The sequence below is a fragment of the Sulfurimonas sp. ST-27 genome (assembly GCF_048081595.1).
In the GTDB taxonomy this organism is placed as follows: domain Bacteria; phylum Campylobacterota; class Campylobacteria; order Campylobacterales; family Sulfurimonadaceae; genus Sulfurimonas; species Sulfurimonas hydrogeniphila.
Genome location: NZ_CP182226.1, coordinates 1,990,665 through 2,003,880, shown reverse-complemented (window position 1 = coordinate 2,003,880; position 13,216 = coordinate 1,990,665). Strand labels below are relative to the sequence as shown.

The 13,216-nt window shown below is 40.6% G+C and carries 14 protein-coding genes; 11 read left to right on the top strand and 3 right to left on the bottom strand.

All coding sequences use genetic code 11. The features are described from left to right. Positions 1-89: 89 nt before the first annotated feature. From ribE to ACM66U_RS10520, 3 genes are all read right to left on the bottom strand, one after another. Positions 90-704, bottom strand: a complete 615-nt coding sequence (gene ribE, locus ACM66U_RS10530) for a riboflavin synthase (protein WP_418640728.1) — start codon at positions 702-704, stop codon at positions 90-92. A 75-nt stretch (positions 705-779) separates the two neighbouring features. Then, positions 780-1,466, bottom strand: coding sequence for a tetratricopeptide repeat protein (locus ACM66U_RS10525; RefSeq protein WP_151899468.1), 687 nt, complete (start codon positions 1,464-1,466; stop codon positions 780-782). Beyond that, positions 1,466-1,669 carry a hypothetical protein gene (locus ACM66U_RS10520; protein ID WP_151899469.1) on the bottom strand — a complete coding sequence of 68 codons (204 nt, stop codon included), beginning with the start codon at positions 1,667-1,669 and terminating at the stop codon, positions 1,466-1,468. The genes ACM66U_RS10525 and ACM66U_RS10520 overlap by 1 nt, the downstream gene beginning before the upstream one ends. A 428-nt stretch (positions 1,670-2,097) precedes the next feature. Here ACM66U_RS10520 and mnmG point away from each other — a divergent pair, with 428 nt between their 5' ends. The 11 genes from mnmG (at position 2,098) to sufC (ending at position 13,215) form a co-directional block, all read left to right on the top strand. Then, the gene (gene mnmG / locus ACM66U_RS10515; protein ID WP_418640727.1) at positions 2,098-3,975 is read left to right on the top strand and encodes a tRNA uridine-5-carboxymethylaminomethyl(34) synthesis enzyme MnmG; all 1,878 of its coding nucleotides are present in this window, start codon (positions 2,098-2,100) and stop codon (positions 3,973-3,975) included. Then, complete coding sequence (locus tag ACM66U_RS10510; protein WP_418640726.1) at positions 3,972-4,838, top strand: hypothetical protein; 867 nt, start codon at positions 3,972-3,974, stop codon at positions 4,836-4,838. The genes mnmG and ACM66U_RS10510 overlap by 4 nt, the downstream gene beginning before the upstream one ends. Positions 4,839-4,899: 61 nt before the next feature. After that, on the top strand, positions 4,900-5,436 hold the full coding sequence (gene petA / locus ACM66U_RS10505; protein ID WP_151899472.1) for a ubiquinol-cytochrome c reductase iron-sulfur subunit: 537 nt from the start codon (positions 4,900-4,902) through the stop codon (positions 5,434-5,436). A gap of 14 nt (positions 5,437-5,450) precedes the next feature. Beyond that, positions 5,451-6,665, top strand: a complete 1,215-nt coding sequence (locus tag ACM66U_RS10500) for a cytochrome b (RefSeq protein WP_151899473.1) — start codon at positions 5,451-5,453, stop codon at positions 6,663-6,665. 10 nt (positions 6,666-6,675) lie between these two features. Beyond that, positions 6,676-7,644 carry a c-type cytochrome gene (locus tag ACM66U_RS10495; RefSeq protein WP_151899474.1) on the top strand — a complete coding sequence of 323 codons (969 nt, stop codon included), beginning with the start codon at positions 6,676-6,678 and terminating at the stop codon, positions 7,642-7,644. A gap of 234 nt (positions 7,645-7,878) precedes the next feature. Beyond that, positions 7,879-8,343 carry an RDD family protein gene (locus ACM66U_RS10490; RefSeq protein ID WP_346389674.1) on the top strand — a complete coding sequence of 155 codons (465 nt, stop codon included), beginning with the start codon at positions 7,879-7,881 and terminating at the stop codon, positions 8,341-8,343. Between the two features lie 54 nt (positions 8,344-8,397). Next, positions 8,398-9,363, top strand: coding sequence for a GTP 3',8-cyclase MoaA (gene moaA, locus ACM66U_RS10485; RefSeq protein ID WP_346389673.1), 966 nt, complete (start codon positions 8,398-8,400; stop codon positions 9,361-9,363). After that, positions 9,360-10,118 carry a 7-carboxy-7-deazaguanine synthase QueE gene (locus ACM66U_RS10480; RefSeq protein WP_346389672.1) on the top strand — a complete coding sequence of 253 codons (759 nt, stop codon included), beginning with the start codon at positions 9,360-9,362 and terminating at the stop codon, positions 10,116-10,118. Before moaA ends, ACM66U_RS10480 begins: the two co-directional genes overlap by 4 nt. A 241-nt stretch (positions 10,119-10,359) precedes the next feature. After that, positions 10,360-10,941: a 6-pyruvoyl trahydropterin synthase family protein gene (locus tag ACM66U_RS10475; protein WP_151899478.1), complete on the top strand. Its 582-nt coding sequence runs from the start codon at positions 10,360-10,362 to the stop codon at positions 10,939-10,941. A gap of 91 nt (positions 10,942-11,032) precedes the next feature. Beyond that, positions 11,033-12,466 (top strand): Fe-S cluster assembly protein SufB, encoded by a 1,434-nt coding sequence (gene sufB, locus ACM66U_RS10470; protein WP_151899479.1) that lies wholly within the window; start codon positions 11,033-11,035, stop codon positions 12,464-12,466. 5 nt (positions 12,467-12,471) lie between these two features. After that, positions 12,472-13,215, top strand: coding sequence for a Fe-S cluster assembly ATPase SufC (gene sufC / locus ACM66U_RS10465; protein ID WP_418640725.1), 744 nt, complete (start codon positions 12,472-12,474; stop codon positions 13,213-13,215). Position 13,216: the final 1 nt, after the last annotated feature.

Genomic DNA, 13,216 nt, shown 5'->3' with positions numbered 1-13,216 from the left:
GTTCCTGGCATTTATTTTCCCGGAATCGGTACTTCAGTGCCGACTGCTGCAACTTTCCTGCCGTTTTCAGCCCGCACTACAGAAAAAAATTAATAATTTGCACTTATTCGATCTACTTCATCCCATGAGAGTGAAGTTGATTTTTGATGTTTGATGATATGTGCGACGTACCGGGCAAACATATCTGTCTCGACATTGACACGGCTGCCTTTTTTGTAGTTCTTAAAAAGTGTCTCTTTCATTGTATGGGGAATGATAGTCAGACGAAAACTGTTTTCGTCGACATCATTGACCGTAAGGCTGACCCCGTCTATGGTAATGGAGCCTTTTGGCACAATATAGGGAGTAAATTTCTTCTCTACTGTGATAAAAACATCATAAGAGTTGCCGTTGTTTTTGATCTCTTTAATGGTGCCTACAGTATCAACATGTCCCTGAACGATATGCCCCTCAAACCGGTCACCCATTTTCATAGCAGGTTCTATATGCACCTCGTTTTTATAATTTTCTATGGCCAAAAGTTTTTGGCTCTCAGGAGAGAGTTCTACGGCAAAGCCGTCTGGATTTACTTTTACTACGGTTAAACAGGCACCGTTTACGGCAATTGAATCACCGATACCGGCTTTGTATGTTGCTCTGATACTGAGAGTGGAACCCACAAAGCTTTTCACTGTTGCAACTTCTCTGATTAGTCCTGTAAACATATATCTGTTTCTCCTCTGCCTCATGAGAGGCTAGCGCAGTTAATCGGGACGTGTTCCGATTCACGTGTTAAAAAACTAGAAGACGATTTTACCGTCTTCTTGAAGACCCTTAATGATAGCTTTGGCTTTTTCATGTCCTTGATAGGCAGCTTTTCGGCACAGGTCAAGGGCTTTGTCATGATCCTCTTCACAGCCTATTCCCTGATCATACAGGAGTCCAAGATTATACAGCCCTTCTGTGAGTCCGCCATCAGCTGCACGCTTGAAACAGATAAAAGCTTTTGCATCGTTCTGTATCACGCCATGGCCCTCTTTGTAGAGTGCGCCAAGATTGTTAAATGCCTGCAAATGTCCGCGTTTTGCCGCCTCTTCATACCAAAATGCGGCTTCTGAGTAGTTTTGCATACAGCCAAGCCCGCGCTCAAGCATAAGCGCAACTTCATACATGGCAGGCGGAACGCCTCTTGTTGCCGCTTCCATATGCAGCTCATATGCTTTGAACATGTCATGTTTGACACCGCCAATACCGTTTTCATATAAAATAGCGAGATTAAAAAGGGCATAAGGCTGTTTTGCCTCGGCTGCCTTTGTGTACAGCTCCAGTGTTTTTGCCTCATCCTTTTCACACCCCTGTGCCATTTGGTGCATATAGCCCAAAGAGGTTTGCGCATCGGCATTGCCTTCTTGGGCAAGCTGTGTATAAAGTTTGTATGCAGTTTCAAAATCACCGGAATTATAGGCTTCGTTTGCTTTTTGTATCATTATTCTTCATTCTCCGTACGAATTGGTTGTCTAAAAGTTGTTGTATTGCCTTTGGCGGCTGCTTTTGCTTTTCTTACTTTTTCTAATAATTTTTCTTTGCTGCTGAGATGTTCGTCCCGTATTTTATGCTTGTAACTGCCGTCAATTTCTGGGTCATAAACCAGTATTTCGGGTACATAATCTTGAAATAAATCTGTACGCATCTTAAAAACCTCAGGTAATTTACTTTATATTATGCAAATGATACTGAAAAATGATAAAATTCGCATTAATAAAGTAAGTTTATATAAGTAATTTAAGGGCATCTCTAAAAACCCTGATATACCTCAAAGCCAAAAAGAGGAGTGAGATTGTGCAAAACTTTTCTTGAAGCATAGCCGTAGCTACGGTGATCGAAAATTTTGTGCAAGATTGCTTCTCTTTTTGGCTCCCGCAGGGCATTTTAGCAAAAGCACTACTGCTTCGTTAAAACCACTTGAAGCTACTCGTAGCTCCTGCGTAGTTTTGCCTTGCATTAGTACCTTCGCTATAATGTTGAGATATATCAGGGTTTTTAGAGGTGCCCTTAATTAGCCCATTCTCAAAAAATTAAACTACTTATATAAACAAGCTATGCTAACAGGATGTATAAATGAATTATGATGTAATAGTAGTAGGCGGTGGACATGCCGGTATAGAGGCTTCTTTGGCGGCAGCTCGAATGGGGAACAAAACACTGATGATTTCCATGCTTGCGGAAAATGTCGGGGCAACTTCCTGTAATCCTGCCGTAGGCGGACTCGCAAAAGGGCATTTGGTACGTGAGCTTGATGCACTCGGCGGCGAAATGGGACTCATTACCGATGAAGCGGGCATACAGTTTCGCATACTCAATCAGACAAAAGGGCCTGCAGTTCGCGGAAGCCGTGCACAGATAGATATGGACAAGTACCGTGTAATCGCCAGAAATGTTGTACTCAATACGCCTAATCTTGATTTGGCACAGGATACGGTTGAATCATTAATCATAGAAGAAGATGAGGTAAAAGGTGTCCGCACAGCATTGTTAAATGAGTACAGAGCCAAAAAAGTCATCATTACTTCGGGGACATTTCTCAACGGTATAATCCATATAGGCGAGGTGCAGCAAGAGGGCGGACGTTTTGGAGAACCACGAAGCGTCGGACTTTCTGCTTCGCTTAAAAATGATGCAGGGCTGAGTATGGCACGCCTCAAAACCGGTACCTGTGCGCGTATTGACAGTTCAAGTATTGATTTTTCCGTCATGGAAGAACAGGACGGGGATGCCTTGCCGAATCCTTTCAGTTTCAGAACAGACAGAGAAAAATTCCGTGCGACAAAAAAACAGCTGCCGTGCTACATCGCCTATACAAATGAAACGACACACAAAATCATTGAGAGCAATTTTTACAGAGCCCCTCTTTTTACGGGTCAGATTGCAGGAAAAAGTCCGCGATACTGTCCTTCTATCGAAGATAAAATAGACAAGTTTCCCGACAAAGAGCGACACCATCTTTTTTTGGAACCGCAAACCATGGACAATACAGAGATCTATGTCAACGGGCTCAGTACCTCTTTGCCTCCTGAAGTGCAAAGAGAAATGATTCATTCGGTTAAAGGAATGGAAAATGCAAAAATTGTCCGTTACGGCTATGCCATAGAGTATGATTTTGTCGATCCGCGTGAACTGAAGCACTCGCTTGAAACCAAAAAAATCAAAGGTCTGTATCTTGCCGGCCAGATAAACGGGACAACAGGCTATGAAGAGGCGGCAGCACAGGGAATTATGGCGGGAATCAATGCCTCTTTGGCATTGCAAAACAAAGAACCGCTTATTTTACGTCGTGATGAGGCATACATCGGTGTACTGATTGATGATCTGGTCACAAAAGGAACGAACGAACCGTACAGAATGTTTACTTCGCGTGCAGAGTACAGACTCCTTTTGCGTGAAGAATCAGCGGATGTACGACTGGGAAAATACGGACATGAACTTGGACTCATCTCCGATGAACAGTATGAAAAAATCAAAACAAAAGCCCAGCAGATACAAGAGGGTGCCAAACTTTTGGAAGAGACAAAATTTACACCAAACAAAGAGTTTAATGCACTGTTGGCATCTATGGACGAACAGCCGCTCAAGGATGTCTCAACCGCACAGCAGCTTATTGCCCGTAAAACATTTGATGTACAAAAGATGGTCACGATTATGCCGGAACTTGACAAGTATGATGACTATATAAAAGAAGAAATTTTGGTGGAGGGAAAATATGCCCGTTACGTTGACAAACAGAGCCAGGAAATAGAACGTATGAAAAAATATTTGAAAGTCAAAATACCCGAAGGATTTGATTTTACGGGTGTGAGCGGACTCTCCAAAGAGGTACAGGAAAAACTGGCGGCTTTTTCTCCGCCGACACTCCAGGCAGCGATGAATATCAGCGGAATTACACCCGCAGCAATTGAGATACTGCATATATATATCAGAATGGCTGCAAAAAAACTATGAGAACTTTTTATTATGTGCATACGGGGCACAGAATAGGCCTGGACAGATTTCGCAGGGCAGTGGCGATACTCAATGCTTTAAAAGATGAAAATATTACACTGTTGACAAGTGATTATCGTATTGCACAGGCGGCACGTGATTTTGGCATACAAAAGAGTGTGGGGATTGATGTTGTCAGAAATATCCCCCAAATTGCCCATAACGGCGACAAGCTGATTTTTGATTCTGCAGAGGCAAATCCTGTTATGCTTGAAGATATGCGAAACTATTTTTCAAGATTTGTGAGAATCAGCGATAAGCCTGATGAGGTAAAAGCGGAGAATGAATTTTTGCTCTCTCCCTATTTGGAAGATGAAGGTATCTGCAAAGCCGTGGTTGTAGCTGACAAATACTTTACATGTAAAGAAAAGACAGTACCACTCTCCTATTTTTTCGGAGATGATGATTATGAAAAAGATTTGGAAAAACATGTAGATTTTATAGAAGATTTACGTCCACATTTGCAGCTTGGATTTTATTATTTTCTAGATTATGAAGAAATGTTAAAAACAAGATTCGTTCATTATTTCGAATTTGAAGAGTATGATGAGATGATAATGCAGAGTGAAGTTTTAGTCACAGCTTCGCCACAGGCAGTGCTGGATTCTTTAGCCTCTGGCGGGAAACCTGTTTATATACAGAGAGAAGATTACACACGGGATTTTATTCCTCTGTTTGAAAGCTTAAATATTCCTGTCGTTTATAATTATGATAAAAATCACTTAAATGTGATATTAGAGACTGTTTTTACGAGAAATTATGAAATAATTGAAAAAAATAGTAACAAAACAGCAAACTTTCTAAAGGAAAGCTTAAATTTATAAATAATTAAAACTTATTTGGTATATAATAAGGATTGAAAATTGAATAAAGAAGAGAGAAAACATGAAAAATAATAGCCGTAGAGGTTTTATGGGCAAAGCGTTTGGTGCTGTTGCCGGTGTGGGTGCTGTCGCTTCATTGTACGCGATGAAGAGATCATGGGATCCTTTACCGAGCGTCAAAGCAGCCGGATTTACTACTCTTGATATGTCGCAGTATAAAGAGAATGAGTTGGTAACAGAAAAATGGAGAGGGAAGCCTATTTTCGTTTTAAAGCAAACTGCAGAGATGGTTAAAAAAGCAGAAAAAAATCCTAAAGATTTAGAGAGACTTATTAAAATTGGAAATGATTACTTTTTAGTATGTCTTGGTCTTTGTACACATCTTGGTTGTATCCCTGGGTACAATCCTGACGAAAAAAGCTTTTTGTGTGCATGTCATGGTGGTATGTATGACTTTACAGGGGAGGTGACAAAAGCTCCGCCACCGCGTGGGCTTGATATTCCTCCATTTAAAATTGATGGAGACAAACTGGTTTTAGGTGAAGAAGGACCTGAATATAAGAAGATGCTTGAAAATGGCATAACATTAAAAGCATAAGCAAAGGAAGATAAATGGCACATTTTACAAAAGCAAAAAATTTGCACGATTGGCTTAATCAACGACTTGCGATTGATACGCTTAACCGTGTTTTAGCTACGGAGTATTGGATTCCTAAAAATATTAACTTTTTATGGGCAATGGGTATGATACTTGCGATTACATTCGGACTGTTATTGATATCGGGTATCTTTTTACTGATGTATTATCAACCGAATATTGATTTGGCATTTGACAGTGTAAACTACACGATAATGCAGGAGGTCGGTTACGGTTGGTTATGGAGACATGTTCACGGTGTAGCGGCATCTGTAGTGTTCCTGATAATCTACATTCATATGTTCACAGGGATATATTACGGTTCATATAAGAATGGTCGTGAAATGATTTGGATTTCAGGGATGCTTTTATTTGTTGCGTTTTCAGCAGAAGCATTTTCAGGATATATGCTTCCATGGGGTCAAATGTCTTATTGGGCTGGTATGGTTATTACAAATCTTTTTGCTGGTGGTAGTTTACATGCTGATGGTTTAGTTGAGTGGATTCGCGGAGATTATATTCCTGCTCAAGCATTTTTAAATCGTTTCTTTATGTTACATGTATTGTTGATTCCTTTGGCAATTATCGGTCTTATCGGATTACACTTCGGTGCGCTTCGTATTCCACATGTAAACAACCAGGACGGTGAAGAGATTGACTTTGATGCTGAAGCGAAAAAATATTTGGCCGGCGACAAAGCAAATTCAAAAGTAATTCGTTTTATGAATGACTTTTTGGCAAAAGATATGATGGTTGTGGGAATTTTCCTCATTCTTTTCTTTTATCTTGTCTTTTATCATTATGATTTTGCAATGGACCCTGTAAACTTTGACCCTGCAAACGGTCTGAAGACGCCTGCGCATATTTATCCTGAGTGGTATTTCTTATGGTCTTATGAGATTTTACGTCCATTTTCAACAGATGTCGGACTGATTGCATTTGCTTTTGCACAGGTAATTTTCTTTCTGTTACCATTTTTAGACAGAAGCCCAAATGCAGTGCCTGCGTCACGTCGAGGTCTGTTCAAATACTGGTTCTGGGCAATGTTGATTGACATGATTATACTGACGGCAATGGGTAAAGTTCCGCCAGAAGGTGTATTTAGCGCTATCGGTTTTTACGCGGCTATAACGTTTATCGGTTTATGGATTATACTTCCATTTATCACAAAATTTGAAAAAAAAGTTTAAGGAGTAAACAGTGAAAGAATTATTTATATTAGTGGTCGTAACTGTATTTACTCTTGTGACATACTATTTGGTTGAACCGTTTGCACATTCGCAAATGCACAAACACATAGAAAGTGAAGGGTTTACATACAAAGATTTACCGGCATTGACAAAAAAAGGTGATGCTGCACGTGGAAAAGACCTGGTCATGGGTGCAGGTGCCTGTGTTGGTTGTCACAGTATTGAGGTTGCCGGTATGCCTGCTCCGATGGATCCTGTAACTGCAGCACAAAGCTACGGTGTAAACCCACCGGATTTATCAAATGCAGGAGTTGTCTTCGATGCTAAATTTTTAGCGGCACTCATTAAAAACCCTGCACATGCTTTAATGCTTGAGCATAAATACAATGAAAAAAGCGGTAAATCTTATCCGATGCCACAGTTCTACGGAGCCGGCGGAGATATGGATCAGGAAGTGGCTGACATGGTTGCCTACTTACAGTCAATTGCAGTACCGCAAGAGAAATTAACGCCAAATATGGCATTTGAAGTTGCTTGTGGACGATGTCATGCAATTCATTATCAGTATAATTTAGACGGAAAGCTTCATGCACCGTGGACACAAATCGGAGAAAAACCGACATTCAAACACAAACAGGATGAGTTGGCATTTGAAACAAAAGTGCTTGATTATCAAGACGCTTTAACAAAATATCTCGGTACCTTGCCACCGGATTTAAGTATGTATATCCGTTCTCGCGGAGAGCACTACATCAAAACTTTTGTTGAAGATCCTCAAGCGTATCTTAAAGGAACTGCGATGCCTCGTGTAGGTGTGACTGCAGAAGCTGCTGATAAAGTGATTGAGCATCTTGAAAATGTCGGAGATTCCAAACGTCACAAAAGAGAAGAAATCGGTAAATATGTTATGATATATATTATTATCTTTGCAATATTTGCTATTCTTTGGAAAAAAGAAGTGTGGAGAGACTTGCACTAGTCTTTTTCTTTGGGTTTCCATACTTTGTGTGGGAATCCATTCCCTGGCTATTACAATCAATGTTATTAAGTTAAGCGACTTTTGGGAACCCGTACTTCAGTGCGGGCTGAGAGTGGCAAGAATATTGCAACAGCCGGCACTGAAGTACCGGTTCCGAAAAAGTATTAATTTTTTTCACTTAATAACACTGCGCTATTACCCCTCCTAAAGTTAAGCTTTGATATAATCTTTTTTATGAGATTTAGAGATATCAAAAAAAACACAAAACATCAAAAACAACAACAAAAGAGACCTCACATACGCTATGCGCGTTATCCGGATAGAATAAAAGCACTCATTACCGACTTGTTTATGATATATGCACCTATTTTATATATTATTGCTTATATTGTGATGGGAAGCAAAGAAGCATTTCAGTCTTCGCAATGGGCACCATTTTTCGGGGTAGCAACATATGGATTGATTTACGCCGTTCTTCTGGCAAAATTTGGACAGACTCCGGGAAAAAAAGCCTATAAAATTAAAGTAGTTGACGATAAAACATATAAAAATATAGGATTTTTTCGGGCTTTGTGCCGTTTTACAGCTTTTTTGTTTTCTGCAACAATTCTTTTAGGATTAGCAATTCCATTTTACAGAAAAGACAAAAAAGCATTGCATGATATAATATGCGCAACTGTAGAAATTGAAGTTGATTAAGAAGTGCATCAACTCTAAAAGATATAATGACAAGAATTAAAATTAGGAAATATAATGCTTATTGATAGCTATGACAGAGTGGTAGATTATTTAAGAGTTTCTGTAACCGAACGATGTAATTTTAGATGTCAGTACTGTATGCCCGAAAAACCGTTTTCATGGGTTCCAAAAGAAAACTTATTGAGCTTTGAAGAGCTGTTTGAATTTATGAAAGTGGCTATTGACGAGGGTGTGAAAAAGATTCGCATTACAGGCGGAGAACCGCTTTTGCGCGAAGATCTGGACAAATTTATTCAAATGATTTATGATTATGAACCTGCGATAGATTTGGCAATGACAACCAATGCTTTTTTGCTCAAAGGCACGGCACAGCGGCTTAAAGATGCAGGGCTTAAACGCATTAATGTCAGTATTGATACTCTTAAACCGGAAGTGGCACAGGCTATAGCGGGAAAAGATGTTTTGAAAAATGTACTTGAAGGCGTGGATGAAGCACTCAAAGTAGGGCTGAAAGTCAAAGTAAACATGGTACCTATGAAAAACATGAATGCTGATGAGATTGTGGATGTGCTGGAGTATTGCAAAGAGCGTAATATGAGTGTGCGTTTTATAGAGTATATGGAAAACAAATTTGCCAAAGCGGATATTTCAGGGCTGAAATCATCAGAGCTTCTGGAAATTCTCAGAGAAAAATATGAATTTGAAGATGAAGGTTTTGACGGTGCCTCGCCATCGCATTATTACAGAATGAAAGACGGATACCGGTTTGGTATTATTGAACCCTACGGAGATGATTTTTGCAAGCAGTGCAACCGTATAAGACTGACTGCCGAGGGTAATCTGATACCGTGCCTGTATTTTGATGAGGCAATGAGCATTGCGGAGTCGATTAAAAAGGGTGATATCAAAGGGGCGGCAGCTGTTTTAAAAGAGGTTGTGCGTACAAAACCGGAAAAGAATCGCTGGGGCGGAGAAGATGATGAAGTTTCCAACCGGGCTTTTTATGAGACGGGTGGATGATCTACCTCGTTGAGCATTTTTACTCTATTCAGGGGGAGGGCAAGTATGTAGGCACGCCTTCTCTTTTTTTCCGTTTCGGCGGCTGCAATATGAAGTGCGAAGGTTTCGGGTGTAAAGAAACAGCAAATGACGGTACAGAAGTTGTCGGCTGTGATACTGTTTATGCCGTCAATAAAGAGCATTTTTTACAGAGTTGGGTACCTGTTTATAAAGTAGAAGAACTGCTCAATATTCTCTCTTTGTATGATTTGCCCGAAGCGGTAGACATTGTTTTGACAGGCGGTGAGCCTCTGATTTATGCCAACGATACACTCTTTGTTGCTTTTTTGGAAGCCCTGGTGGCAAAGGGACATCAGATAACTTTTGAAACAAACGGTTCTTTAGCGGTTGATTTTGAAAAATATCCTGTATACAAAGAGTGTGTGTTCGCTCTGTCAGTGAAGCTTTTTAATTCTGGAGAATCCCTGAGTAAACGTCTGCGCGGTGATGTGATTTACAATATTGCCGCAAATGCAAAAGATGCTTTTTTTAAATTTTCCATTGACAAAGAGTCTATAAATATAGCTCTGGAAGAGGAGATACAAAGCGTCACCATGCATTCCCCTCAGACCAAGGTTTACTGTATGCCTGTAGCAGGAAGCAAAAAAGAGTTGGAAGAAAATACCGAACCGCTGATAGAGTTCTGCAAGGCAAAGGGGTACAATTTCAGTGACAGACTGCACATAAGAATCTGGGATGCCAACAAAGGTGTATAGCATCAAGGCAGTTTCATATGTTTTGTCGGAATCCGTACTTTAATGCTCAAACATGATTTGAGAGAAAAACTAAATTTTTTTCTGCAGTCCGGGCTGAGAGTGGCAAGGCTATTGCAACAGCCGGCACTGAAGTACCGGTTCCAAGAAAGCATTAGTTTTCTTAACTTAATAGTGTTGTCGGAACCGGTACTTCAGTGCCGGCTTTGTGTCTTTAAAAATAGGTGAACAAGAGGGATTTATCATGATTATCAGAAAACTTTTTAAATTTGAAAATGCACATATTGTACGGGGATGCTCAACTGTAAAATGCAGAAGTTCGATTCACGGGCACTCTTACAAAGTGGAACTGCTTTTTGCATCCAACTTTTTGGATAACGGACAGATGGTCTATGATTTTGGACTGATGAAGCAAAACATGAAAGATCTCGTGGAGAGTTTTGATCATGCGATTGCTCTGTGGCGTGATGATGATCCGGAGTTTGTCCGTGATATGAAAAAACACTCTGCGCGATGGGTCCAATTGCCGGTGTCGCCTTCTGCAGAGCAGTTTTCACGTGTTATTTTTGTGATGATAGAGAGACTTTTGTCGCTTACATCAACACAAAACGGAGAAAAAGAAGTACGCCTTGAGAGCGTCATAGTGCATGAAACCGCCACAGGTTATGCACAATGTTTTCGTGAAGATGCCCACTCAAAAAATATGGGTGAAATCAAGCTTGAAGAGATTGTTTTTTCTGTGCAGGTTTTAGAGGATTTTAAAGATAAAGACCTATTTGAAAAGATAAAAAGAGGAGAAACTTTTTTAAATCCTGCAAGTGTCTGAGCCCTCTTAATATTTTTTAATAATAGAGTGCTATACTTAAAGCAAACAAAAATATAAAACACTGTTCTTTTGGTATAAAAGGAGAAGAGATATGGCACAGGAAGAGATTAACAAAGCTGTCTCGGGCGAGTATAAACTCGGATTTGAGATAGATATAGAACAGGACACACTGCCTCCCGGGTTAAATGAAACAACCGTTCGTTTCATTTCCCAAAAGAAAAATGAACCGGAGTGGATGACGCAGTGGCGCTTAAATGCTCTTGAAAAATGGCAGAAAATGCAAGAGCCCCACTGGGCACATGTAACTTACGAACCTATAGACTACCAATCAATTTCTTATTTTTCGGCTCCAAAAAAGGGAGCAAATTCTCTTGATGAAGTTGATCCAAAAATTCTTGAAGCCTATAAAAAACTCGGCATTCCTTTGGATGAACAAAAACAGCTGCAGGGGATTGCCGTAGATGCCGTTGTGGATTCTGTTTCTGTAAAAACCACATTTTCTGAGGAGTTGAAAAAGCACGGGATTATCTTTTGTTCTATTTCTGAGGCCCTGCAGGATTATCCTGAACTTGTTAAAAAGTATATGTTCAGTGTCGTACCGATGAATGACAACTATTATGCAGCCCTGAATGCTGCTGTTTTTACAGACGGCACCTTTGTCTACATTCCAAAAGGGGTTCGCTGTCCGATGGAGTTGAGTACCTACTTTCGTATCAATGCACTCAACACAGGACAGTTTGAGAGAACACTGATTGTTGCAGACGAAGGAAGTTATGTAAGCTACAATGAAGGCTGTTCCGCACCAATGCGGGATGATTCACAGCTGCATGCCGCTGTTGTGGAACTGATTGCGATGAGGGATGCGGAAATCAAATATTCTACCATTCAAAACTGGTATCCCGGTGACAAAGAGGGCAAAGGCGGCATTTACAACTTTGTTACCAAACGCGGTCTTTGCAAGGGAGACAATGCGAAAATTTCCTGGACGCAGGTGGAGACCGGTTCCGTCATCACCTGGAAGTATCCAAGCTGTATTTTGCAGGGAGACAACAGTGTGGGTGAATTTTATTCAGTTGCCGTGACAACGCTTGCACAGCAGGCAGATACAGGAACAAAGATGATTCACCTGGGAAAAAATACAAGTTCTACCATCATCTCAAAAGGAATTTCTGCGATGCGGGGACAGAACAGTTATCGCGGACTAGTCAAAATGGCGGCCAAAGCTGAAGGCGCACACAATCGAAGCGAATGTGATTCTCTGCTTATAGGAAGCGAGTGCGGGGCACATACATTTCCTTATTTGGAGAACAAAAGTGCCCATGCCAAGGTTGAACATGAGGCAACAACAACAAAAATCAGCGACGAACAGCTTTTTTATCTGCGTCAACGGGGTATCAGCGAAGAGGATGCTGTGAGCATGATAGTACACGGATTTTGTAAAGAGGTGTTTAACCAACTGCCGATGGAGTACGCGGTAGAAGCCAAAGCGCTCTTAGAATTAACATTGGAGGGAAGTGTAGGATGAGTACAATGATGGAAATAAAAAATTTGCATGCAAATATAGGTGAAAAAAATATTTTAAAAGGATTGAATCTTTCACTCGAAACAGGGAAAGTTCATGTCATTATGGGGCCAAACGGTGCAGGGAAGTCGACACTCTCCAAAGCCATTGTCGGGCATTATGATATCAGTGTCGGTGAGGGCGATATTGTTTACAAAGGAGAAAATATTGTTGAAGAAGCACCGGAAATGCGTGCGCTCAAAGGTATATTTTTAAGTTTTCAAAATCCTGTAGAGATTCCGGGTGTGAGCAATGCCTATTTTTTACGAACAGCGGTGAATGCAAAAAGAAAGTTTGAAGGCAAAGAAGAGCTTAACGCTGCAGAATTTTTACGCGAAGCAAAGCGTCTGGCAACGGAACTCGGAATGAAACCTGAGCTCATTACCCGTTCACTCAACGAGGGTTTTTCGGGCGGCGAGAAAAAACGAAACGAAACACTGCAGATGCTGATGCTTGAACCTGATTTTATTATTTTGGATGAGATTGATTCCGGACTTGATATTGATGCTCTGCGGGCAGTAAGTGAGGGGATTAACAAAATCAGAGATGAGAAAAGAACCTTTTTGATTATCACACATTACAGCAGAATTCTTGAGTATGTGAAACCTGACTATGTGCATGTGCTCAAAGACGGCAGAATTGTTAAAACTGCGGGTCCTGAACTTGTGGCAGAGTTGGAAGAGAAGGGATATACAACTCTTGAGGAGTTTTAAA